Origin of the sequence: Serratia sp. X3 (genome assembly GCF_014982455.1) — a bacterium.
Taxonomy (GTDB): Bacteria; Pseudomonadota; Gammaproteobacteria; order Enterobacterales; family Enterobacteriaceae; genus Serratia; species Serratia ureilytica.
Genome location: NZ_JADCNB010000002.1, coordinates 604,589 through 627,191 on the forward strand (window position 1 = coordinate 604,589; position 22,603 = coordinate 627,191).

20 protein-coding genes are annotated in these 22,603 nt (G+C 58.0%); 9 read left to right on the forward strand and 11 right to left on the reverse strand.

Features of this window, described 5'->3' with window-relative positions; translation table 11 throughout:
* Positions 1–6: 6 nt before the first annotated feature.
* Positions 7–468, reverse strand: a complete 462-nt coding sequence (locus IMX17_RS13260; protein WP_004940330.1) for an Lrp/AsnC family transcriptional regulator — start codon at positions 466–468, stop codon at positions 7–9.
* Positions 469–590: 122 nt separating this feature from the next.
* Here IMX17_RS13260 and IMX17_RS13265 point away from each other — a divergent pair, with 122 nt between their 5' ends.
* Positions 591–1,631: a PLP-dependent cysteine synthase family protein gene (locus tag IMX17_RS13265; RefSeq protein ID WP_046897524.1), complete on the forward strand. Its 1,041-nt coding sequence runs from the start codon at positions 591–593 to the stop codon at positions 1,629–1,631.
* A 63-nt stretch (positions 1,632–1,694) separates the two neighbouring features.
* Here the strand turns inward: IMX17_RS13265 and cof are convergent, their stop codons facing one another.
* Positions 1,695–2,516, reverse strand: coding sequence for an HMP-PP phosphatase (gene cof / locus IMX17_RS13270; protein ID WP_046897525.1), 822 nt, complete (start codon positions 2,514–2,516; stop codon positions 1,695–1,697).
* Positions 2,517–2,620: 104 nt separating this feature from the next.
* Here cof and IMX17_RS13275 point away from each other — a divergent pair, with 104 nt between their 5' ends.
* Both IMX17_RS13275 and queC read left to right on the forward strand, forming a co-directional pair.
* On the forward strand, positions 2,621–4,357 hold the full coding sequence (locus IMX17_RS13275) for an SgrR family transcriptional regulator (protein WP_182265026.1): 1,737 nt from the start codon (positions 2,621–2,623) through the stop codon (positions 4,355–4,357).
* A 94-nt stretch (positions 4,358–4,451) separates the two neighbouring features.
* Complete coding sequence (queC, locus tag IMX17_RS13280) at positions 4,452–5,150, forward strand: 7-cyano-7-deazaguanine synthase QueC (protein WP_033644204.1); 699 nt, start codon at positions 4,452–4,454, stop codon at positions 5,148–5,150.
* 47 nt (positions 5,151–5,197) lie between these two features.
* Here the strand turns inward: queC and IMX17_RS13285 are convergent, their stop codons facing one another.
* The 9 genes from IMX17_RS13285 to bolA all read right to left on the reverse strand — a co-directional run bounded on the left by IMX17_RS13285 (position 5,198) and on the right by bolA (position 15,835).
* Positions 5,198–5,599, reverse strand: coding sequence for a thioesterase family protein (locus IMX17_RS13285; protein ID WP_033642075.1), 402 nt, complete (start codon positions 5,597–5,599; stop codon positions 5,198–5,200).
* Positions 5,600–5,753: 154 nt separating this feature from the next.
* Positions 5,754–6,134 (reverse strand): helix-hairpin-helix domain-containing protein, encoded by a 381-nt coding sequence (locus IMX17_RS13290; RefSeq protein WP_193549836.1) that lies wholly within the window; start codon positions 6,132–6,134, stop codon positions 5,754–5,756.
* 138 nt (positions 6,135–6,272) lie between these two features.
* The gene (ppiD, locus tag IMX17_RS13295; RefSeq protein ID WP_182265027.1) at positions 6,273–8,156 is read right to left on the reverse strand and encodes a peptidylprolyl isomerase; all 1,884 of its coding nucleotides are present in this window, start codon (positions 8,154–8,156) and stop codon (positions 6,273–6,275) included.
* Positions 8,157–8,334: 178 nt separating this feature from the next.
* Positions 8,335–8,607, reverse strand: a complete 273-nt coding sequence (gene hupB, locus IMX17_RS13300; protein ID WP_004940351.1) for a nucleoid-associated protein HU-beta — start codon at positions 8,605–8,607, stop codon at positions 8,335–8,337.
* Between the two features lie 216 nt (positions 8,608–8,823).
* Positions 8,824–11,178 (reverse strand): endopeptidase La, encoded by a 2,355-nt coding sequence (lon, locus tag IMX17_RS13305; protein WP_019454189.1) that lies wholly within the window; start codon positions 11,176–11,178, stop codon positions 8,824–8,826.
* A 194-nt stretch (positions 11,179–11,372) separates the two neighbouring features.
* Entirely contained in the window at positions 11,373–12,644 is a 1,272-nt protein-coding gene (gene clpX, locus IMX17_RS13310) for an ATP-dependent protease ATP-binding subunit ClpX (RefSeq protein WP_004940354.1), read from the reverse strand.
* Between the two features lie 143 nt (positions 12,645–12,787).
* A complete protein-coding gene (clpP, locus tag IMX17_RS13315) occupies positions 12,788–13,411 on the reverse strand; it encodes an ATP-dependent Clp endopeptidase proteolytic subunit ClpP (RefSeq protein WP_016928858.1) in 624 nt (207 codons plus the stop codon).
* Between the two features lie 438 nt (positions 13,412–13,849).
* Positions 13,850–15,154 carry a trigger factor gene (gene tig, locus IMX17_RS13320; RefSeq protein WP_182265028.1) on the reverse strand — a complete coding sequence of 435 codons (1,305 nt, stop codon included), beginning with the start codon at positions 15,152–15,154 and terminating at the stop codon, positions 13,850–13,852.
* A gap of 366 nt (positions 15,155–15,520) precedes the next feature.
* The gene (gene bolA / locus IMX17_RS13325) at positions 15,521–15,835 is read right to left on the reverse strand and encodes a transcriptional regulator BolA (protein ID WP_004940361.1); all 315 of its coding nucleotides are present in this window, start codon (positions 15,833–15,835) and stop codon (positions 15,521–15,523) included.
* 314 nt (positions 15,836–16,149) lie between these two features.
* Between bolA and IMX17_RS13330 the strand changes: the two genes are divergently transcribed.
* The 6 genes from IMX17_RS13330 (at position 16,150) to IMX17_RS13355 (ending at position 22,587) form a co-directional block, all read left to right on the forward strand.
* A complete protein-coding gene (locus IMX17_RS13330; protein ID WP_042783787.1) occupies positions 16,150–16,728 on the forward strand; it encodes a lipoprotein in 579 nt (192 codons plus the stop codon).
* Positions 16,729–16,779: 51 nt separating this feature from the next.
* Positions 16,780–18,258, forward strand: coding sequence for a muropeptide MFS transporter AmpG (ampG, locus tag IMX17_RS13335; protein ID WP_182265029.1), 1,479 nt, complete (start codon positions 16,780–16,782; stop codon positions 18,256–18,258).
* Between the two features lie 441 nt (positions 18,259–18,699).
* On the forward strand, positions 18,700–19,650 hold the full coding sequence (cyoA, locus tag IMX17_RS13340) for a cytochrome o ubiquinol oxidase subunit II (RefSeq protein WP_033642069.1): 951 nt from the start codon (positions 18,700–18,702) through the stop codon (positions 19,648–19,650).
* Positions 19,651–19,653: 3 nt separating this feature from the next.
* On the forward strand, positions 19,654–21,645 hold the full coding sequence (cyoB, locus tag IMX17_RS13345; protein ID WP_046897530.1) for a cytochrome o ubiquinol oxidase subunit I: 1,992 nt from the start codon (positions 19,654–19,656) through the stop codon (positions 21,643–21,645).
* Positions 21,635–22,249: a cytochrome o ubiquinol oxidase subunit III gene (locus tag IMX17_RS13350; protein WP_046897531.1), complete on the forward strand. Its 615-nt coding sequence runs from the start codon at positions 21,635–21,637 to the stop codon at positions 22,247–22,249. Before cyoB ends, IMX17_RS13350 begins: the two co-directional genes overlap by 11 nt.
* A complete protein-coding gene (locus IMX17_RS13355) occupies positions 22,249–22,587 on the forward strand; it encodes a cytochrome o ubiquinol oxidase subunit IV (RefSeq protein ID WP_004940369.1) in 339 nt (112 codons plus the stop codon). The genes IMX17_RS13350 and IMX17_RS13355 overlap by 1 nt, the downstream gene beginning before the upstream one ends.
* Positions 22,588–22,603: the final 16 nt, after the last annotated feature.

Consider the following 22,603-nt stretch of genomic DNA (forward strand, 5'->3'; position numbering starts at 1 on the left):
AACTTTTCACTCCGGCACCGGCAGCGCGGTGGTGTATTTGATTTTTTCCATAGCAAAGCTCGAGGTGACGTCGATAAGGCCCGGCACGCCGTTCACCAGGCGCTTGTAAAAACCGTCGTAACTTTTCATGTCCGCCACTTCGACCTGCATCAGGTAGTCGTACTCTCCCGCCATACGGTAGAACGCCAGCACCTCGGGCATCTGGCTGGTCAGCTGCACAAACGCCTGATACCACTCGCTGCTGTGCTGCTGGGTCTTGATCAGTACGAACGCCGTCAGCCCCAGGCCAAGCTTTTCGTTATCCAACAAAGCCACCCGACCGCGGATATAGCCTTCGTCTTCCAGACGCTTCAGGCGCTTCCAGCACGGCGTAGAGGTTAAATTAACCGCATCGGCCAACGCCTGCAGCGACTGGGTGCAATCTTGCTGCAGCATGCACAGCAGCTTACGGTCTGTTTTATCTAACATAGCGGCCACCTGGAGAAAAATTTTCTCCCATTAGGCGATTAAACAGGGAAAATGGCAATCCTTTTTTCCTTCCGACAGGCTATGCTACGCCATAAATCAGCCCCCTATTCTGAGGCCAAATCATGACAAACTCTTGGGTAAAATATGCTATCGGTGAAATAGAAGCGGATTTTCAACGCTCCGCCGATACGCACCTGATTCGCCTGAACCTGCCGGCGTTTCCCGGCATCTGCCTGTACCTGAAAGATGAGAGCACCCACCCGACCGGCAGCCTGAAACACCGCCTGGCGCGCTCGCTGTTCCTTTACGGCCTGTGCAACGGCTGGATCACCGAGAACACCACCATCATCGAGGCCTCTTCCGGCAGCACGGCGGTGTCCGAAGCCTACTTCGCGCGGCTGATCGGTCTGCCGTTCATCGCGGTGATGCCGTCCTGCACCGCACGCCGCAAGGTAGAGCAGATCGCCTTTTACGGCGGCCGCTGTCACTTCGTCGATCACGCCGCCCAGATCTACGCCGCTTCCGAACAGCTGGCGAAAGAGCTGAACGGCCACTATATGGATCAGTTCACCTACGCCGAGCGCGCCACCGACTGGCGCGGCAACAACAATATCGCCGACAGCATCTTCCGCCAGATGGCGCGCGAACCCTTCCCGGTGCCGAAACACATCGTGATGAGCGCCGGCACCGGCGGCACCTCCGCCACGCTGGGGCGCTATATCCGCTATCAGGGGTACGACACCCGGTTGACGGTGGTCGATCCGGAAAACTCGGTGTTCTATGACTGCTTCCACCACGGCGATCGCACCCTGATCGGCAGCTGCGGCAGCCGTATCGAAGGCATCGGCCGCCCACGCGCCGAGCCGTCGTTCATCCCTTCGGTGGTCGATAACATGTTGCGGGTGCCGGACGCCGCCAGCGTCGCCACCATTCACTGGCTGGAGGCCGTGCTCGGCCGCAAGGTCGGCGCCTCCACCGGCACCAACGTCTGGGGCGCGCTGCAATTGGCGAAGCAGATGCGGGAAAACGGCGAGCAAGGGGCGATCGTCACCCTGCTGTGCGACAGCGGCGAGCGCTACCTCGATACCTATTACAACCCAGAGTGGGTCAGCAACAACATTGGTGATCTGCAACCGTATCTGGCGCAGCTGGCGGATTTGTAACACCGGGCGCAACGTAAAAAAAAGCCGGGTAGTCATACCCGGCCGGCTGTAAGGAGAACCTCATTATTCGGGGGAATAGGTGAGGCAAGGTGAACGCAGCCAATGTTGTAAATAATGAGCCACCGCCTGTTGTTGGCAGTGGCCGATAACCGGCAGCTGCGGCAGCAGGGATTTCAGCTGCGGCAGGGCGTTCCCCATCACCACGCCATGCCCCACCGCGCCCAGCATCTCTTTGTCGTTCATCGCGTCGCCGAACGCCATGCAGTCGGCCATCGTCAATCCCAGGTGACGGCTCAGCCGCTCCAGCGCCGCGCCCTTGTTGCAACCGAGCGGCAGCACCTCCAGGCAATCGTAAGCGGAGAAACACAGATCGGCCTCGCCGCCCAGCTGCGCCCGCAGCTGCACCTGCAATTCCAGCAACGCCTCATGCGGTGCGACAAAGCACACCTTGCTGTTGCCGAACGCCGGTAAGCGGCGCACGTCAGCCAGTTGGAAACGAAAGCCGCTCAGGTGATGCGCCTGCAGCATCTCTTCCGGCGCGGGGAACTCGGTCAGCCAACCTTCGTCGCGGAACACGTGCATGCTGGCGCGGGTGCGCCAATGATGATGCAGCACCTCTTCGGCGATCTCCGCCGGCAGATCGGTGGCGTGCAGCTGTTGGCCGCGGTTGTCATACACCCGCGTGCCGTTGCCGGTGATCAGATAGCCCTGCAGCCCCAGCTGCGCCATGATCGGTTGCGCATCGAGGTAGTGCCGCCCGGTGGCGAACGTCACCACCATCTCCCGCTCCACCAGCTGGTTCAGCACCGCCAGCGTTTCCGGACCAACCCGGTGATCCGGCATCAACAGCGTGCCGTCCATATCGAAAGCCGCCAGGCGATACATAAAGACCTCATGAATGTGAACGCGATTACAATCAGTGCAGTATGGGATGGTATTTGCGGAAGTAATAGTGAACAATTTGGGAAAACTGTTCCGGATTTCTGCTCATGCGCCTGGTTCACCGTCTCAGCCAATATCAACGCCTGTATCAACAGCTCGGCAACGCGCCGGTCGCCGTGACCATCGGCGAGCTGGCGGCAATGTTCTACTGCAGCGAACGCCATGCCCGCACGCTGGTGCAGCAACTGCAGGATCAGGGCTGGCTGAGCTGGCATTCGCAGCCCGGCCGCGGCAAACGCGCCAGCCTGCACTGCCTGAAAACACCGGATGAGCTGCGCGCGCAGCTGTTGCAGCAGCTGTTGCAACAGGGCAATCATCAGGGGGCGCTGGAGATGGCACAGCTCGATCCGCAACACCTGCAGGATCTGCTCAGCCCTCACCTCGGCGGGCAATGGCAGGCCGGCAGCCCGACGCTGCGCATTCCCTATTACCGTACGCTGGAGGCGCTCGATCCGCTCACGCTGACCGGCCGCGCCGAGCAACATCTGGTGTCGACCCTGCACGCCGGGCTGACGCGCCTGATGACCGGTAACCCGGAGCCGCAGCCCGATCTGGCGCACCACTGGCAGATAAGCGATGGCGGCCTGCGCTGGCGGTTCTTTTTGCGTAGCCAGCTGCGCTGGCACAACGGCGAACCGTTGACCGGCCAGCAACTGCTGCAAACGCTGGAAAAACTGCTGGGCCATCCGCGCAGCCACCCCAGCCTGAGCAGCGTCGCGAACGTCAGCCTGCCGCATCCGCTGTGCATTCAGTTCGACCTGCACCTGCCGGACTATTGGCTGGCACACCGGCTGGCGGAGCTGCCTTGTCTGATGACGCACCCGGAACTGCCGGCCATCGGCGCCGGCCCATTTAAACTGGCGTTGAATGAACCGCAGTTGGTGAGGCTGGAACAGCATGCCGGTTACCATCTGCAGCATCCGTATCTGGACACTATCGAATACTGGATCACCCCCGATCTGCCCACCGCCGGCGCCGACGCCAGCTGCCGGCATCCGGTGCGCATCACCATCGGTCAGCAAGACGATTTGGCGCAGGCCCGGCCGGTGCAGCGCAGCATGAGCCTGGGCTGGTGTTATCTGGCGCTGAACCTGCGCCACGGTGTGCTGAGCGAAGCCCAGGGGCAAAAGCTGCTGATGCTGATCCAGCAGTCCGGCCTGCTCAGCCATCTGCCGATCCCCAACAGCGTGATCACCCCCAGCCATGAAATGCTGCCCGGCTGGCGCATCCCTCACCAGCGGATTGAAGAAGATGTCCCGCTGCCCGCTCGGCTGACATTGCTGTATCGGCCGCCGGTCGAGCTGGAAACGGTGACGGTCGCGCTACAGCGGCTGCTCGCGCAGCACGGCTGCGAGCTGGAAGTGCGTTACTACGCCGGCAAACGCTGGCAAAGCGAGGCGCAAATCGCCCAGGCCGACCTGCTGCTGGCGGACAACCTGATCGGCGAGGCGCCGGAGGCGACGTTGGAGAGCTGGCTGCGTCAGGATACGCTATGGCGCGGCATCCTGACGGCAAGCCGCTGGCAGCAGCAACAGGAGACGCTGCGGCAGATCCAGCAGCTGCAGGCGCAGCAACCGCGCTTCGAACGGCTGCAGGCCTATTATCAACAGCTGATGGCCGCCGCCATCATCACGCCGCTGTTCCACTACCAGTATCAGATCAGCGCGCCGCCGCGTATGCATGGCGTGACGCTGACCGCCCATGGCTGGTTCGATTTTTGCCAGGCGTGGCTGCCGCCACCGGTGGATGACGCACCGACCGGAGCCGAACCGCCCTGCGCCTGACGGCCCTTTCTGCTACTATTGTCGCCGCAACGCAATTTTTATCCTGCCGCCCGAATGTGTATCGGGAATGGCCAAAGCCCAAAAAGGTGATTTTATGAAGCGCGCGGTTGTCGTTTTCAGCGGTGGACAAGACTCCACGACCTGCTTGATCCAGGCATTGCAACAGTATGACGAAGTTCACTGCGTCACGTTCGATTACGGCCAGCGCCATCGCGCCGAAATTGAAGTGGCTCAGGAGCTGTCGGAGGCCCTCGGCGCCAAGGCGCACAAGGTGCTGGACGTGACGTTGCTCAATGAGCTGGCCATCAGCAGCCTGACTCGCGACAATATTCCGGTTCCCGCCTACGATCCCAATCAGAAAAACGCGCTGCCGAGCACCTTCGTGCCGGGCCGCAACATCCTGTTCCTGACGCTGGCGGCGATCTACGCCTACCAGGTGGAAGCGGAGGCAGTGATCACCGGAGTGTGTGAAACCGACTTCTCTGGCTACCCAGATTGCCGCGACGAGTTCGTCAAAGCGCTGAACCAGGCGGTGGTGTTGGGCATCGCCCGCGATATCCGCTTCGAAACGCCGTTGATGTGGCTGAACAAGGCCGAAACCTGGGCACTGGCGGACTATTACCAGCAGTTGGATCGGGTGCGTCAGGATACGCTGACCTGCTACAACGGCATCAAGGGTGACGGCTGCGGCGAATGCGCCGCCTGCAACCTGCGCGCCAATGGCCTGACGCAATATCGCGCCAACCAGGCGGAAGTGATGGCGGCGTTGAAACAGAAGGCCGGTCTGGCCTGAGGCAGCGACGGCGGCAGCCTCCGCCGCCGGTGAGCTGACTGCGAATGTTATTTGGGCGTGAGCGCTTCCAGGTGCTCGCGCAATTCCCCTTCAATCGGCAGCGCACGCTGCGTTTTCAGATCGACGCACACGAAAGTCAGCAGCGCGTCGGCCACCGGCGTCCCCGCCGGATCCTGCGTCACCTTCTGGCTCAGCACCCCGCTTTTGCCGTTGAGCTGCACCATCTGGCTGTCGATGCGCAGTTTATCCCCCAATACCGCCGGGCTGCGGTAATTGATATTGATGTTCACCACGATGAAAGCGATGTTGTTTTCCGTCATCCAGCGGAACCCTGCCTCGTTTTCCAGCCACTCCCAGCGCGCCTCCTCCAGAAACTCCAGATAGCGGGCATTGTTAACGTGCTGGTAGACATCAAGGTGATAACCGCGAACTTTGATAAAGGTTTGCATAGGGAACGATCGCTCCTGCCTGGTGATTACAGAAAGAGGGAGCCGCGTGGGCTCCCTCGCCCGTTTGGTCAACGCGCCAAACTGGTAAGACCTGTAAAATGTAGCAGAGTCGCCATTGCCTCAGCGGCATTTTGCCGCGCAGCCGCGACCGGGATCACATTTTCAGCCGAGTGCGGTTCTTCTCGAACAGCGCCGGTCCGATGCCCGGCACCTCCTGCAGTTGCTCAACCTGGGTGAATGGCCCGTTCTGTTCGCGATAGCGCACAATGCCTTCCGCCTTCTTCAGACCGACACCGTTCAAAGCCGCTGCGAGCTGTTCGGCGGTGGCCTGATTGATGCTGACCGCCGTCTCTTCGGCCGCCTTGGTCATCGCCTGTTGCCCGCCATTGCTCGTCGGGGTTGAGAGCATCGGCGCCGGCGCATCGGCTTTATCCGCCGCGGCGGGCGGCACCGCCAGGCATAACAACAGCGCGGCCAGCGCGGCTTTAACGTGATGACGGTAACCTGATAACGTTTTTTTCTCTGTATGTTGCATGCTGTATCCTCCTTGTGTGTGACAGCACGGCTACCTTGCCGCGGCGGCGGATATTCAGCAATCGGCGGATATCAGATGTGGAAAAGGCCGCGAAAGCGGCCTTTGTTTGTTGCACTGCGTTGCAGAAAAATGCGGCGATTACTGCGGCTGTTGCTCAGCGGCGCCCATTTTAATTTTGGCTTCTTTACGCAGGCTCGACAGCAGCGAATCGAAGGAAACGCCGGTCGCGCCCTCTTCCATCTTGCCGACGAAGGTTTTCATTTCGTCTTCCGGCAGCGTGCCTGGCTTCACCGCATCGAGTGCGATCAGCACCACGTTGTCCTGGCGATCCTGCGACATGCCGTACACCGGTTTGCCGTCCTGCGGGTGCGGCAGCGCGAACACGCTCTCCACCAGCTGGCTGTCTTCCGGCGCGCGCGCCATCTTCTGCACGGCGCCAAAGCTCAGGCCGGCGGCTTTCATCGCCTCGTCGCCCTTGCCCTGCTTCAGCTCAACCAGCAGCTTCTCGCCCTGCAGTTTCGCTTCCTGCACCGCCTTGTTGCGCTTCACCAGATCCGCCACGCGGTCTTTTACCTGGTCGAACGGCTCGATGCCTTCCGGCTTGTGGCCGCTCACGCGCACCACGAAGGCGCGGTCGCCGTCTACGGTGATCACATCGGAGTTACTGCCCGGCGCGCCGTTCTCGCCGATCAGCGAACCGTCGAAGATCGCCTGCACCACCGGCTTGAAGTTCAGCGCCGCAGGGATGTTGTCGCGGGTGAACCAGTCGGTTTGCGCCGCTTTCACACCGGCCGCTTCTTCAGCCGAGGCCAGGGATTCATTGTCGCTGGTCGCCGCTTCGCTCACCTTCTGCTGCAGCGCGTAATACGCATCTACCGCTTTCTCCTGCTTCACCTGCTTGGCGATAGCGTCATGCACTTCGCTCAGCGGCTTCAGTTTCTCTGGTTCGATGTCGTTCAAACGCACGATCAGGTAGCCGACGGAAGATTTCACCACGCCGGACAGCTGCCCTTTTTCAGTCAGGTTAGCCTGCTTCAGCTCGTCGGCGGTGGTTTCCGGCTCCAGCCAACCCAGTTCGCCGCCGGTACGGCGTGAAATGATGTCGGTGGATTTCTCTTTCGCCAGCGTGGCGAAATCGGCGCCCTTCTTCAGCTCGTCCAGCGCCGCATTGGCTTCCGCCTCGGTTTTCAGCTGGATCACGCTGTAGTTTTTACGCTCCGGCTGGCCGTAGCTGCTCTTGTGCTGGTCGTAGTAAGCGCTGATGTCCTCTTCGCTCACTTTCACCTTGTCCTGCATGGACGCGGCGTCCAGCGGGATATAGCTCACCTTCACCTGCTCCGGGGCGATGAAGCTGTTCTTGTTCTGATCGTAATACGCCTTCAGTTCGTCGTCGCCGGCGCTCTGTTTCGCCTGCAGCGCCTTCAGATCGATAGTCGCCAGACGCACGTCGCGCTCCTGCAGCACCAACGCCGCCATGGCTTGCGATTCGGACGGCAGCACGAAGCCGGATTCGCCGAAGGCCTGGATCAGCTGCTGATTGACCAGCTGCTGGCGCATCGACTGCGCGAAGTTGTCGGCGGTGTAGCCCATACGGCCGATCAGGTCGAGGTACTTGGCGTTATCGAACTGGCCGTTGGTTTGGAAATAAGGCGCCTTGCGGATGGCGTCCTTGATCTGATCGTCGCTGACCGCCAGGCCCAGCTTCTTGGCGTATTGGTCGAGCAGCATGTTGTCGATCAACTGGGACAACACCTGACGGCGCATCTGCTGCATGTAGCCTTCGTTGCCGGCCAGCGCAGAGAACTGGTCACCCAGCTGCTGCTGCATGCGGCTACGCTCGCTTTGGAAAGCCTGTTCCAGCTGAGCGCGTTCGATCGTCTGACCATTTACTTTCGCAGCATAATCGCCGGAGCCGCCGATCAGGTAGTTACCCACCCCGGTCAGGACGAATGACAGGATGATCAGGGCCAGGATGATTTTGAGCACGACGTGATTGGCAGCCGCGCGTAAATTGTCCATCATAGTGTGACAACACTCCGCTGTGATGTGGATTAACAACCCTTGTGCAGGCGCGTTCCCTGCGACAAAAATAAAAAAAGCGCATCAGTCCGATGCGCCTTGTATCTTACCTTACCAGCACCGCTGCGTCAGGTGATTGTTTATTACAAAACCCTGTTACGCTAAACGGTTAGACGCCAAATCAGTTTACAGCGTCTTTCAGCGCTTTCCCTGCACGGAAGGCCGGCACTTTGGCTGCCGCGATCTTGATTTCTTTACCGGTTTGCGGGTTACGGCCGGTACGAGCCGAACGTTCACGCACGGTGAAGGAACCGAAACCAACCAGAGCCACGTCATCCCCAGCTTTCAGAGAGTCGGTAACGGAAGCGATTACTGCGTCTAAAGCACGTCCAGCTGCCGCTTTGGAAATATCAGCACCTGCGGCAATCTTGTCGATCAGTTGTGACTTATTCACTCTATCATCCCCTCTAGAATTCTATCGTCGCACCGAAAAATCCCTACGGTTGCGACAGCGCAGCTGTTATATCAATCCCATCGAACCTTGGCAAGCCACCGACTGCGTGGCAAAACGTGGGCCGACAGAGATCTAACTTAGCGGTACAAAAAAATACTGGCAAGTCCGAAATGGCTTGCCAGTATAAGTTTTATCAATGGTTTTTGCGATTCGTCACTATTTTGCCGCTACCGGCAGTGCGCCGAAGGCCGGGTTTTGCAACGCAATGTTCAAAACTTCATCGATTCGCTGCACCGGATGAATCTCCAGATCGGCGATAACATTGTCCGGGATCTCTTCCAGATCGCGCTTGTTCTCGTAAGGGATCAGCACGGTTTTGATGCCGCCGCGATGCGCCGCCAACAGCTTCTCTTTCAGGCCACCGATCGGCAACACCTGGCCGCGCAGCGTGATCTCGCCGGTCATCGCCACATCGGCGCGTACCGGGTTGCCGGTCAGGCAGGAGACCAGCGCAGTGCACATCGCGATACCGGCGCTCGGGCCGTCTTTCGGCGTCGCCCCTTCCGGCACGTGCACGTGGATGTCGCGCTTCTCGTAGAAATCGGCGTTGATGCCCAATTTCTCCGCGCGCGCGCGCACCACGGTCAGCGCCGCCTGAATCGATTCCTGCATCACTTCACCCAGAGAACCGGTGTAAGTCAGCTTGCCTTTGCCCGGCACGCAGGCGGTTTCGATGGTCAGCAGATCGCCGCCCACTTCCGTCCATGCCAGCCCGGTGACTTCGCCCACGCGGTTTTCGGTATCCGCACGGCCGTAATCGACGCGCTGCACGCCCAGGTAGTCCTTCAGGTTGTCGCCGTTGATCTCGATGTGCTTGCGCTTCTTGTCCATCAGCAGCGTTTTCACCGCTTTACGGCACAGTTTGGAGATTTCACGCTCCAGGCTGCGCACCCCGGCTTCGCGGGTGTAGAAGCGAATGATGCCGATGATGGCGCTGTCGTCGACCGTCAGCTCGCCTTTTTTCAGCGCGTTGCGCTCAAGCTGCTTCGGCAGCAGGTGCTGTTTGGCGATGTTGAGCTTTTCGTCCTCGGTATAACCCGACAGACGGATCACTTCCATACGGTCCAGCAGCGGCGCAGGGATGTTCATCGAGTTGGAGGTGGCGACGAACATCACGTCGGACAGATCGTAATCCACTTCCAGGTAGTGGTCGTTGAACGCCACGTTCTGTTCCGGATCCAGCACCTCCAGCAGAGCGGAAGCCGGATCGCCGCGCATGTCGGAAGACATCTTGTCGATCTCATCCAGCAGGAACAGCGGGTTCTTCACCCCCACCTTGGCCATTTTCTGGATCAGTTTGCCCGGCATCGATCCGATGTAGGTACGGCGGTGACCGCGGATTTCCGCTTCGTCACGCACGCCGCCCAACGCCATGCGCACGTACTGGCGCCCGGTCGCTTTGGCGATCGACTGCCCCAGCGAGGTTTTACCCACGCCCGGCGGCCCAACCAGACACAGGATAGGCCCTTTGATTTTGCTGACGCGGCTCTGCACCGCGAGGTACTCGAGGATGCGATCCTTGACGCGCTCCAGGCCGTAGTGATCGGTATCGAGCACTTCCTGCGCCTTGACCAGGTCTTTTTTCACCTTGCTGCGCGCGTTCCACGGTACCTGCAGCATCCAGTCGATGTAGCCGCGCACCACGGTCGCTTCCGCCGACATCGGCGACATCATCTTCAGCTTTTGCAGTTCCGCTTCGGTTTTCTCGCGCGCCTCTTTCGGCATTTTCGCCGCATCGATCTTGCGCTTCAGCGCTTCGTGCTCGTCCGGCGCGTCGTCCATTTCGCCCAGTTCTTTCTGAATCGCCTTCATCTGCTCATTCAGATAGTACTCGCGCTGGCTCTTCTCCATCTGCTTCTTGACGCGGTTGCGGATGCGTTTCTCAACCTGCAGCAGGTCGATCTCCGACTCCATCATCGCCATCAGGTATTCCAGACGCTCGGTGATGTCGGACATCTCGAGCACCGACTGTTTGTCGCTGAGTTTCAGCGGCATGTGGGCGGCGATGGTGTCCGCCAGGCGCGCGGCGTCGTCGATGCTGTTCAGTGACGTCAGCACCTCCGGCGGGATTTTTTTGTTCAGTTTGATATAGCCTTCAAACTGATTGATCGCGGTGCGCACCAGCACTTCCTGCTCGCGCTCGTCGATAGCCGGCGATTCAAGGTATTCCGCCTGCGCGGCAAAATGCTCACCGCTGTCGGACAGCGTAGTGATGCGTGCGCGCTGCAGCCCCTCGACCAGCACTTTTACCGTGCCGTCCGGCAGCTTCAGCATCTGCAGGATCGACGCTACGGTGCCAACCGAGAACAAGTCGTTAATGCCAGGTTCATCCGTTGAGGCCTCTTTCTGTGCCACCAGCATGATCTTCTTATCGTGATCCATTGCGGCTTCGAGGCACCGAATCGATTTTTCCCGGCCAACAAATAACGGGATCACCATGTGCGGATAAACCACCACGTCGCGCAATGGCAAAACGGGGATTTCAATGCGTTCGGAACGCTCAGGGTTCATAGAGCTCTCTCTTAGTTTAATTTCCGCCAGGTTGAGGGGGAATCTCATGAGACGCAAGCATCTAACGTTTCATAAAATCTGGTTAATGAGTATATGGGGATGAATCTCTTACATTCAACGGCAAGAATGCAGGAAAAAGAAATGGGGGATGAAATCCCCCATTTTGCTGATAACGCGCTGGTTTAACTGGCTAATTATTCGCCAGACGCCTGGGCTTCCGGCTTGCCGTAAATCAGCAGCGGTTTGGATTGACCGGCGATCACCGACTCGTCGATCACCACTTTGTCCACGCTGTCCATCGACGGCAGATCGTACATGGTATCGAGCAGCGCGCCTTCCACGATGGAACGCAGGCCGCGGGCGCCGGTTTTGCGCGCCATGGCTTTCTTGGCGATGGCGTTCAGCGCTTCGTCACGGAACTCCAGCTCCACGCCTTCCAGGTTGAACAGCGCCTGATACTGCTTGGTCAGAGCGTTCTTCGGCTCTTTCAGGATCTGAATCAGCGCGTCTTCGCTCAGCTCGCTCAGGGTCGCCACCACCGGCAGACGGCCGATGAACTCAGGGATCAGACCGAACTTGATCAAATCTTCCGGTTCGGCCTGCAGCAACAGTTCGCCTTCGGTGGCTTTCTCGGACTCGCCCTTGACGGTCGCGCCGAAGCCGATGCCAGAGCCGGTGTTGACGCGCTGACCGATCACCTTATCCAGGCCGGCAAATGCGCCGCCGCAGATAAACAGGATCTTGGAGGTATCGACCTGCAGGAACTCCTGCTGCGGATGCTTGCGCCCGCCCTGCGGCGGAACCGCGGCGATGGTGCCTTCAATCAGCTTCAGCAGCGCCTGCTGCACGCCTTCACCCGAAACGTCACGCGTGATAGACGGGTTGTCGGACTTGCGGGAAATCTTATCGATTTCATCGATATAAACGATGCCGCGCTGCGCTTTCTGCACGTCATAGTCACATTTTTGCAACAGCTTCTGGATAATATTTTCCACGTCCTCGCCCACGTAACCGGCTTCGGTCAGCGTGGTGGCGTCGGCCATGGTGAACGGCACGTCCAGGAAGCGCGCCAGCGTTTCCGCCAGCAGGGTCTTGCCGCTACCGGTCGGGCCAATCAGCAAGATGTTGCTCTTGCCCAACTCGATACCGTTGCTGGTATCGCCGTTGCGCAGGCGTTTGTAGTGGTTGTACACCGCAACCGCCAACACTTTCTTCGCCTGCTCCTGACCGATGACGTAGTCATCCAGGTGGTGGCGGATTTCGTGCGGCGTCGGCAGCGCACTGCGCTCACGATGCGGGGCAACTTCTTTAATCTCTTCGCGAATAATGTCGTTACACAGATCGACACATTCATCGCAGATATACACTGACGGCCCGGCAATCAGCTTACGCACTTCATGCTGGCTTTTGCCGCAAAAAGAGCAGTACAGCAGCTTTCCTGAACCGTCTTTGCGCTTATCTGTCATCAGTCAAACCTCTTCTTTAGTCTTGTCCCGCAGGAAAATCACGGCGGCAGTGCGCCCAAACTCATATCGGGAACGCCGGGGGGCTACAACAGAGCGAGCCCCTGCCCACTCTGATTACTATAGTCCATCGGCGCCGCGTGGTTCTAGCTGCGGTGTGTCAGAATGCCGTCAACCAGGCCGTATTCCACGGCTTCTTCCGCGGTCATAAAGCGATCGCGCTCGGTATCGCGCTCGATCTGCTCCAGCGGCTGGCCGGTATGCTCGGCCATCAGTTCATTCATGCGCGCTTTCACCTTGAGGATTTCACGCGCGTGGATTTCGATGTCCGTCGCCTGGCCCTGGTAGCCGCCCAGCGGCTGGTGAATCATCACACGCGAGTTCGGCAAGCAGAAACGTTTGCCTTTGGCGCCCGCGGTCAGCAGGAAGGAGCCCATCGAGCACGCCTGCCCCATACAGATGGTGCTGACGTCCGGCTTGATGAACTTCATGGTGTCGTAAATCGACATGCCCGCGGTGATCACCCCGCCCGGCGAGTTGATGTAGAGGAAAATGTCTTTTTCCGGGCTTTCCGCTTCGAGGAACAGCATTTGCGCCACGATCAGGTTGGCCATGTGATCTTCCACCTGGCCGGTCAGGAAAATGATGCGCTCTTTCAGCAGGCGGGAATAGATGTCGTAAGAACGCTCCCCGCGTGAAGTCTGCTCTACCACCATCGGCACCAGCGCCATGTTCGGTGCAAATTGATCTCGTTCGCCACTGTATGACATTACCGTCTCCTAATAGAAATTGCCTTGGCGGCCAGGGTGTCACCCTAATACGCCGATTCTACTTGAGAACGGCCATGATGACTATGCTCAAGCATTCGACCCGCGCCACACGTACCCGACGGTTATTTCATCCCGCGCACTTTGGCAAACAGCCCCAGAATTATTCTTTACAGATTGGGGGAGCCCGGCGCGATTTCAAGCCCAGAGGCCGATTTTCTCCGCGCGCCGGAAACGATGCCGTTATTCTGACCGTTATCATGCCAGCCAGTTCCCCAAGCAACAGGGTAAATATAGTGCATATTGCCCCGCTTAACCTGAGATTAATCAGCAACGTGGCAAAAAGAAAAGCCCGCAACCTGAGGTTGCGGGCTTTTTCATCGTGCGCCGGTTCGCCAGGCGAAACCGGGGGCGCCGTTCATCGCACCCGGCACGCAGGCATTACGCCTGTTGAGTTTGGTTCATCAGCTCGCTGAAGGTAGTGGCTTTTTCAGTCACTTTCGCTTTTGCCAGCAGGGCTTCAACCGCTTGCTCTTCCAGAGCCACGTTGCGCATGTTGTTCATCAGCTCTTTGTTTTTGCTGTAGAACTCGATGACTTCGTTCGGATCTTCGTAGGCGGAGGCCATTTCTTCGATCAGCGTCTTCACGCGATCTTCGTCAGCTTTCAGGTCGTTGGTGCTGATCACTTCGCCCAGCAGCAGGCCAACCACTACGCGGCGTTTGGCTTGCTCTTCGAACAGCTCGCGTGGCAGTTCCAGCGCTTGCTTCTCGTTGCCGCCGAAACGCTGTGCAGCCTGACGACGCAGCACGTCGATTTCGCCGTCGATCAGCGCAGCAGGCACGTCGATTTCGTTCGCGCTCACCAGGCCTTCGATCGCCTGAGACTTGATGCGGTTACGCACGGCGCCTTTCAGCTCGCGCTCCATGTTCTTGCGAACTTCGGTGCGCAGGCCGGCAACGGAACCGTCCGCTACGCCGAAACGCTTGATGAACTCTTCGGTCAGTTCCGGCAGCTCGCGCTCTTCAACTTTCTTCAGCACGATAGCGAATTTGGCCGCTTTGCCCTTCAGGTTTTCCGCGTGGTAGTCTTCCGGGAAGTTCACGTCGATGGAGAACTCTTCGCCCGCTTTGTGACCGACCAGACCTTCTTCGAAGCCTGGGATCATGCGGCCCTGGCCCATTGCCAGCACGAAGTCGGACGCTTTGCCGCCTTCGAACTCTTCACCGTCGATAGAACCGGTGAAGTCAACGGTCACGCGATCTTCAGCTTCCGCCGCGCGATCGGTTTCTTTCCAGGTCGCCTGCTGCTTGCGCAGAGTGTCCAGCATCGCGTCGACGTCTTCGTCGTTCACTTCAACTACGGGTTTTTCAACTTCGATGTTTTCCAGGCCTTTCAGCTCAACTTCCGGATACACTTCGAATTCAACGGCGAAAGTGAAGTCTTCACCTTCTTTGTACTCGCCCGGCACGTAGTTTGGCGCGCCGGCCGGATTAATCTTTTCTTTGATGATCGCGTCAACGAAGCTGCGCTGCATCGCTTCGCCCAGCACGTCCTGACGAACAGAGGCGCCGTAACGCTGTTCCACGATGTTCATCGGCACTTTGCCTTTGCGGAAGCCGTCGATACGCACGCTTTTCGCTGCGTTGATCAGCTCTTTCTTCACCGCCTGCTTGATAGTATCAGCCGGTACAGTAATAGAGAGACGGCGCCCAAGGCCTTGAGTGGTTTCTACTGAAACTTGCATCTTGTTACCTCAAAAAAATCACAGTGCTCGGTCAACTCCGTTCCAAGAACCAGGACGGCTACAATAAGAACCGAGTTCCCTGATGACAGAAGCGTCCCGAAACCATTCCGGAAAAATAAGACGCGACATTATAGCGGCGCATGCATGGCGAGTCGAGGAAAGCTAGGCGGCACAGGCGCGCTAAAAATCACACTTTTGTCGATTCAATCGCCAAAAGGCCGCCAAAACAGACCGAACATTGGCCATATTGCGCATCGGCCGTGTCGTCGTCAAAAACAGAAACGGCCCGCAGGCCGTTTCAAAATTCGTCAGTAGTAATACCCTAATTCGAGGGCAAAGTTCCACTGATACCTGAAAATTTCCCCCTCAGGCCAGCGTCCCGGCGCCGCGGCACGGCGGCGAGGCCGGCACGGTATCCTGCAACCCTTCCCACTCTTTGAGCGTATAGGTGTGCAGCGCCAGCGCGTGTACGCCATCGGCCAACTCTTCCGACAATACCCCGTAGATGGAGCGGTGACGCGTCAAAAACCGTTCGCCGACGAAGCGATCGCTGACCAATACCACTTTGAAATGACTTTCTGAACCCGCCGGAACGTTATGACGATAGCTTTCATCAACGACTTCCAGATACGCGGGCTCAAACGCCGCCCTTAACTTTGCTTCTATTTGCTCGCGAATCATAGGATCTCCTTACAACACCGGCAGAGGACCGTGCCCATCTAGTTCAATATTAGCCGGTTTTCCCCCGTTTAGACCATCGCCTGGACAAATTTCTCTTTTCTGCGGTCAGAGGATGAGCGTCATCCCCGCCACTTGGGGGATTATCCGATTGAGCGAGCCAAAAAAGCGTGTTTTTATCAACGGCAGGTAAAAATTTGTCACTCAGGCGCCTTCCGCGCTTCCACCGCACGGCGGCGATGCTATGATGTCGGCAATTCGTTGTCGGCTATCCCGCTCTGATTATTGCTAAATCCATCGAGAATGAGACAGAAAACATGTTAAAGAAACTTTGTCTTCCTTTGCTGGCCGCCTTGCTGCTGGCCGGCTGTGCGACCAGCAGCAACACCCTGAACGTCACGCCGAAAATCGTTCTGCCGCAGCAGGATCCTACCCTGCAGGGCATCACCATCAGCATCAACGGCGCGGATCAGCGCACCGATCAGGCGCTGGCCAAGGTGAACCGCGACGGCCAACTGGTCACGCTGACGCCGTCGCGCGATCTGCGTTTCCTGCTGCAGGAAGTGCTGGAGAAACAAATGGGCGCCCGCGGTTACATGATTGGCGCCGACGGCCCGGTCGCGCTGCAGGTGGTCGTCAATAATCTGTACGCGGACGTATCCGAAGGCAACCTGCGCTACAACATCACCACCAAAGCCGACATCTCGATCATCGCCCAGGCGAAGAACGGCAACAAGCAGGTGAAAAACTACCGCTCGACCTATAACGTGCAGGGTGCCTTCACGGCGACCAACGACAAGATCACCGACGCCGTCAACTCCGTGCTGGGCGACGTGATCGCCGACATGGCGCAGGACACCAGCGTCAACGACTTTATCAAGCAAAACGCGCGCTAATCGGCGCGCCTGGCGCCGCCCGGCGGATCGGGCGGCGCAGACAGGGAACTCATGTCGAAACACTATCTGAACATCTTCACCCAGCGTAACTCCGCCATTCTGCTGCTGCTGGGCTTCGCGTCGGGTCTGCCGCTGGCATTGACCTCCGGCACGCTGCAAGCCTGGATGACTGTCGAAAACATCGATCTGAAAACCATCGGCATCTTCTCGCTGGTGGGCCAGGCCTACGTCTTCAAATTCCTCTGGTCGCCCTTCATGGATCGCTATACCCCGCCGTTCCTCGGGCGGCGGCGCGGTTGGCTGCTGATCAGCCAGCTGCTGCTGGTGGCGGCGATCGTGGCGATGGGCTTTATGCAGCCCGCGCAGCACCTGTGGTGGCTGGCGGCGTTGGCGGTGCTGGTGGCGTTCTGCTCCGCCTCGCAAGACATCGTGTTCGACGCCTATAAAACCGACCTGCTGAAAGCCGAAGAACGCGGCGCGGGCGCGGCAATATCGGTGCTGGGTTATCGGCTGGCGATGCTGGTTTCCGGCGGCCTGGCGCTGTGGCTGGCGGATCGCTATTTCGGCTGGCAAGCCACCTACTGGCTGATGGCCGGGTTGATGCTGATCGGCGTGGCCGCCACGCTGATGGCGCCGGAACCGGATGAAAGCATCCCGGCGCCGCGCACCATGGAACAGGCGGTCGTCGCGCCGCTGCGCGATTTCTTTGGCCGCAACAACGCCTGGCTGATCCTGCTGCTGATCGTGATGTACAAAATGGGCGACGCCTTCGCCGGCAGCCTGAGCACTACCTTCCTGATCCGCGGCGTGGGGTTCGACGCCGGTGAAGTGGGGCTGGTGAACAAGACCCTCGGCCTGTTCGCCACCATCGTCGGCGCTCTGTTCGGCGGCGTGCTGATGCAGCGTCTCACCCTGTTCCGCGCCCTGATGCTGTTCGGCGTCCTGCAGGCGGTCTCCAATCTCGGCTATTGGATCCTGGCGGTGACCGACAAGAGCCTGCTCACCATGGGCAGCGCCATTTTCCTCGAAAACCTGTGCGGCGGCATGGGCACCGCGGCCTTCGTCGCGCTGCTGATGACGCTGTGCAACCGGTCGTTCTCCGCCACTCAGTTCGCGCTGCTGTCGGCGCTGTCCGCCGTGGGCCGCGTTTATGTCGGCCCGATCGCCGGCTGGTTCGTCGAAGCTCACGGCTGGCCGCTGTTCTACCTGTTCTCGATCGCCGCCGCCCTGCCCGGCTTGCTGCTGCTCGGCGTCTGCCGCCAAACGCTGGAACACACCCAGCAGCATGGCGACTTTATGCCGCGCACCGAGTTTTCAGGGTTTTACCGCTGGGCGCTGCACCTGCTGACGCTGGGCTGCTCGCTGCTGGGGGTGTGGCTGCTGCTGCTGATCGCCAATGCGCTCGACTGGACGCAGGCGCCGCTGTTGGCCGACCGGCTGCTGCAGATCGGCACCGCATTGAGCCTGCTCGGCGTCGCGATGGGCAGCATGCTGGATTATCTGGCGCTGCGCCGCGCTCGTTTGGCGTAACCCGACCGGCCGGCGATTTTGCCGGCCGAAAAAAAAAGCGATCCGGGGATGTATTTATTTCGTTAAAAAAAGATAATCAGCGAGAAAATTATTTTTTTATCCGACTGCGGCGCTCGGAAATAAAATTAAATTCACCTTTAAGACACAATTATTTTACATTAAATAAACCTTTTCTGCGTATTTCCCCGCCGCGCATTTCTTCGCCAGATTCATCATACCTTTAGTTTTCCTTAACATACGGACTGCTCGTCACGATTCAGCGTGCCAACGCGTTGTTGTCATTGGTAAATTGTCACGCAGGGTTACATCTGTGACCCCCTTAACAGAAAGTGTCAACAAGCCGCTGACACTCCCTTAAGCATGTTTACAGTACTGCAACCTTCCCGTAAAATGCCCGCACACATGAAACGACAATTGAGCCTTTGTTATTGAGGTCGTTAGATGAGACTTAAGAAATACAATAAAAGTATTGGGATGCTGTCATTAATTGCAGGCACTGTATTGCTCAGTGGCTGCGATATGGTTTTGATGAATCCCAAAGGAGCAATTGGTGTTGAGCAACGGACACTGATTATCACTGCAATCGCGTTGATGTTGATCGTGGTGGTGCCAGTTATCTTCATGGCGTTCGCCTTTGCCTGGAAGTATCGCGCTTCCAACAAAGACGCCAAGTACAGTCCGAACTGGGCCCACTCCAACAAGATCGAAGCGGTCGTCTGGACCATTCCTATCATTATCATCGCCATCCTTGGCACCATTACCTGGAAGACCACCCACGAACTCGACCCGTTCAAGCCGATTGTCACCGACAAGAAGCCGATGACGATCGAAGTGGTGTCGCTCGACTGGAAATGGCTGTTCATCTACCCTGAACAAGGCATTGCGACCGTTAATGAGCTGGCTTTCCCGAAAGATGTTCCAGTCGAATTCAAGATCACCTCTAACTCGGTAATGAACTCGTTCTTTATCCCGCAGTTGGGTGGACAGATTTATGCGATGGCCGGCATGCAGACCAAACTGCACCTGATCGGCAACGAAGCCGGTGCCTACAAGGGCATCTCCAGCAGTTACAGCGGAGCAGGCTTCTCCGGTATGAAATTCACCGCGATCGTTACCCCGACCGAAGGCGACTTCGATCAGTGGGTGGCCAAGGTGAAGGCATCGCCTAAAAACCTGAACACCACCGACGACTTTAACAAACTGGCAGAGCCGAGTGAAAACAACCCGGTCGAGTACTTTGCCGCTGTCAAACCGAATTTGTTCAAAGAAACAATTGCCAAATTCATGGGCGACATGGATATGCACAAGGGCGCTGGCGCGCACGAAGGCATGGACATGAGCCAAGGTATGGACATGGGTGAACATGCTGCTCACGCCGGAGCCGAGGAATAACTGATGTTGGGAAAATTAACACTTGATGCGGTTCCGTACCACGAACCGATCATCATGGTCACCGTAGCCGCAATTATCGTCGGGGGCCTGGCAGTGCTGGCGCTGCTGACCTATTTCGGCAAATGGAAGTGGCTGTGGAGCGAATGGCTGACTTCGGTCGACCATAAAAAAATTGGTATCATGTACATCATCGTGGCGATGGTCATGCTGCTGCGCGGCTTCGCCGACGCCATCATGATGCGTAGCCAGCAGGCGTTGGCGTCCGCCGGCGAAGCCGGGTTCCTGCCGCCGCACCACTACGACCAGATCTTCACCGCGCACGGCGTTATCATGATCTTCTTCATGGCGATGCCTTTCGTGGTTGGCCTGATGAACGTCGTGGTGCCGCTGCAAATCGGCGCGCGCGACGTTGCCTTCCCGTTCCTGAACTCCCTGAGCTTCTGGTTCTTCGTGGTGGGCGTTGTGCTGATCAACATCTCCCTGGGGGTCGGTGAATTCGCTCAGACTGGTTGGCTGGCGTATCCGCCGCTGTCGGGTAAAGAGTACAGTCCTGGCGTCGGGGTCGATTACTGGATCTGGAGTCTGCAGATTTCCGGTCTGGGTACCCTGCTGACCGGCGTGAACTTCTTCGCCACCATTCTGAAGATGCGTGCCCCTGGCATGCCTATGATGAAGATGCCGGTGTTCACCTGGGCGGCGCTGTGTACCAACGTCCTGATCATCGTTTCTTTCCCAATTCTGACCGTCACCATCGCGCTGCTGACCCTGGATCGCTATCTGGGCACCCATTTCTTCACCAATGATATGGGCGGCAACATGATGATGTACATCAACCTGATTTGGGCCTGGGGTCACCCAGAGGTGTACATTCTGGTTCTGCCGGTATTCGGCGTGTTCTCCGAAGTCACCGCGACCTTCTCCAGAAAACGCCTGTTCGGCTATACCTCACTGGTATGGGCAACCATCGCGATCACCATTCTGTCGTTCATCGTCTGGCTGCACCACTTCTTCACCATGGGGTCCGGCGCGAACGTTAACGCCTTCTTCGGTATTGCCACCATGATCATTTCCATCCCGACCGGGGTGAAAATCTTCAACTGGCTGTTCACCATGTATCAGGGCCGCATCAAGCTCAACTCCGCAATGCTGTGGACCGTTGGCTTCATCATCACCTTCTCCGTGGGTGGTATGACCGGCGTTCTGCTGGCGGTGCCGGGCGCGAACTTCGTGCTGCACAACAGCCTGTTCCTGATCGCGCACTTCCACAACGTCATCATCGGCGGCGTGGTGTTCGGTTGCTTCGCGGGCCTGACCTACTGGTTCCCGAAATCCTTCGGCTTCACGCTGAACGAAAAATGGGGCATCCGCGCGTTCTGGTTCTGGATCATCGGCTTCTTCACCGCCTTCATGCCGCTGTACGCATTGGGCTTTATGGGTATGACCCGTCGTATCAGCCAGAACATCAACCCTGAGTTCCACCCTCTGCTGCTGGTTGCAGCCGGCGGTGCGGCGCTGATCGCCTGCGGCATCCTGTGCCAGCTGACCCAGATCTTCGTCAGTATCCGTGACCGCGAACAGAACCGCGATCTGACCGGTGACCCATGGGGTGCTCGTACTCTGGAGTGGTCAACTTCGTCTCCACCGCCGTTCTATAACTTTGCCGTAGTACCGCAGATTCATGACCGTGACGAGTTCTGGGACATGAAAGAAAAAGGTGAAGCCTATAAGAAACCGGCTAAATACGAACCGATTCATATGCCTAAGAACACCGGCGCCGGCGTTATCATCGCCTTCTTCAGCCTGGTATTCGGTTTCGCAATGATTTGGGAAATCTGGTGGATGGCTCTGGCTGGCTTCATCGGTATGATCGTTGTCTGGATCGGCAAGAGCTTCGATCACGATGTTGACTACTATGTGCAGGTTGATGAAATCGAGCGCATTGAGAACCAACACTACGAACAAATCCGTAAAGCAGGCGTGAACCATGTCAACTGAAACTCTGACCAATCATAACGCAGCCCATGCAGAGCATGGGCACCACGACGCGGGTGAGACCAAGGTCTTCGGATTCTGGATCTACCTGATGAGCGACTGTATTTTGTTTGCGAGCTTGTTCGCGACTTATGCAGTCCTGGTGAACGGGACCGCGGGCGGTCCTACCGGCAAAGACATCTTCGACCTGAAGTTTGTCCTGGTCGAAACTTTCCTGCTGTTATTCAGCTCCATCACCTACGGCATGGCGATGATCGCCATGAACAAGGGTAAAGTTGGCGGTGTAAACACCTGGTTGTTCCTGACCTTCCTGTTTGGTCTGGGCTTCGTGGCGATGGAAATCTATGAATTCCATCACCTGATCGCCGAAGGCTTCGGTCCGGATCGCAGCGCGTTCCTGTCCAGCTTCTTCGCGCTGGTCGGCACCCACGGTCTGCACGTGACTTCCGGCCTGATTTGGATCATCGTGCTGATGATTCAGGTAAGCAAGTTCGGCCTGACCGCGACCAACAAAACCCGCCTGATGTGCCTGAGCCTGTTCTGGCACTTCCTGGACGTGGTCTGGATCTGCGTATTTACCGTTGTCTACCTGCTGGGGGTTATGTAATGAGCCATTCATCCCATGAAACCTCTCACGGCGGCGCAAGCCACGGCAGCGTGAAGTCATACCTGATCGGCTTTATCCTGTCGATCATCCTGACGGTAATTCCATTTGCGATGGTAATGAACGGCACTGCCTCTCATTCCACCATCCTGGCGGTTGTTGTCGGTATGGCGGTTATCCAGGTGATTGTTCACCTGGTTTACTTCCTGCACATGAACACCTCATCGGAAGAGCGCTGGAACCTGGTGGCATTGCTGTTCACCGCTATGATCATCGGTATCGTTGTTGTAGGTTCACTCTGGATTATGTACAACCTCAACATCAATATGATGGTCGATTAAGAGCTGAGCTGCACGT

Coding starts and splice junctions, on each gene's coding strand:
- cof (WP_046897525.1), bottom strand. CDS start 2,516: ATGTATCGCCTGGCGGCTTTCGATATGGACGGCACGCTGTTGATGCCG.
- clpX (WP_004940354.1), bottom strand. CDS start 12,644: ATGACAGATAAGCGCAAAGACGGTTCAGGAAAGCTGCTGTACTGCTCT.
- IMX17_RS13350 (WP_046897531.1), top strand. CDS start 21,635: ATGTCAACTGAAACTCTGACCAATCATAACGCAGCCCATGCAGAGCAT.
- ppiD (WP_182265027.1), bottom strand. CDS start 8,156: ATGATGGACAATTTACGCGCGGCTGCCAATCACGTCGTGCTCAAAATC.
- lon (WP_019454189.1), bottom strand. CDS start 11,178: ATGAACCCTGAGCGTTCCGAACGCATTGAAATCCCCGTTTTGCCATTG.
- IMX17_RS13260 (WP_004940330.1), bottom strand. CDS start 468: ATGTTAGATAAAACAGACCGTAAGCTGCTGTGCATGCTGCAGCAAGAT.
- IMX17_RS13330 (WP_042783787.1), top strand. CDS start 16,150: ATGTTAAAGAAACTTTGTCTTCCTTTGCTGGCCGCCTTGCTGCTGGCC.
- clpP (WP_016928858.1), bottom strand. CDS start 13,411: ATGTCATACAGTGGCGAACGAGATCAATTTGCACCGAACATGGCGCTG.
- IMX17_RS13265 (WP_046897524.1), top strand. CDS start 591: ATGACAAACTCTTGGGTAAAATATGCTATCGGTGAAATAGAAGCGGAT.
- IMX17_RS13290 (WP_193549836.1), bottom strand. CDS start 6,134: ATGCAACATACAGAGAAAAAAACGTTATCAGGTTACCGTCATCACGTT.
- IMX17_RS13285 (WP_033642075.1), bottom strand. CDS start 5,599: ATGCAAACCTTTATCAAAGTTCGCGGTTATCACCTTGATGTCTACCAG.
- bolA (WP_004940361.1), bottom strand. CDS start 15,835: ATGATTCGCGAGCAAATAGAAGCAAAGTTAAGGGCGGCGTTTGAGCCC.
- queC (WP_033644204.1), top strand. CDS start 4,452: ATGAAGCGCGCGGTTGTCGTTTTCAGCGGTGGACAAGACTCCACGACC.
- cyoA (WP_033642069.1), top strand. CDS start 18,700: ATGAGACTTAAGAAATACAATAAAAGTATTGGGATGCTGTCATTAATT.
- cyoB (WP_046897530.1), top strand. CDS start 19,654: ATGTTGGGAAAATTAACACTTGATGCGGTTCCGTACCACGAACCGATC.
- tig (WP_182265028.1), bottom strand. CDS start 15,154: ATGCAAGTTTCAGTAGAAACCACTCAAGGCCTTGGGCGCCGTCTCTCT.
- IMX17_RS13355 (WP_004940369.1), top strand. CDS start 22,249: ATGAGCCATTCATCCCATGAAACCTCTCACGGCGGCGCAAGCCACGGC.
- IMX17_RS13275 (WP_182265026.1), top strand. CDS start 2,621: ATGCGCCTGGTTCACCGTCTCAGCCAATATCAACGCCTGTATCAACAG.
- ampG (WP_182265029.1), top strand. CDS start 16,780: ATGTCGAAACACTATCTGAACATCTTCACCCAGCGTAACTCCGCCATT.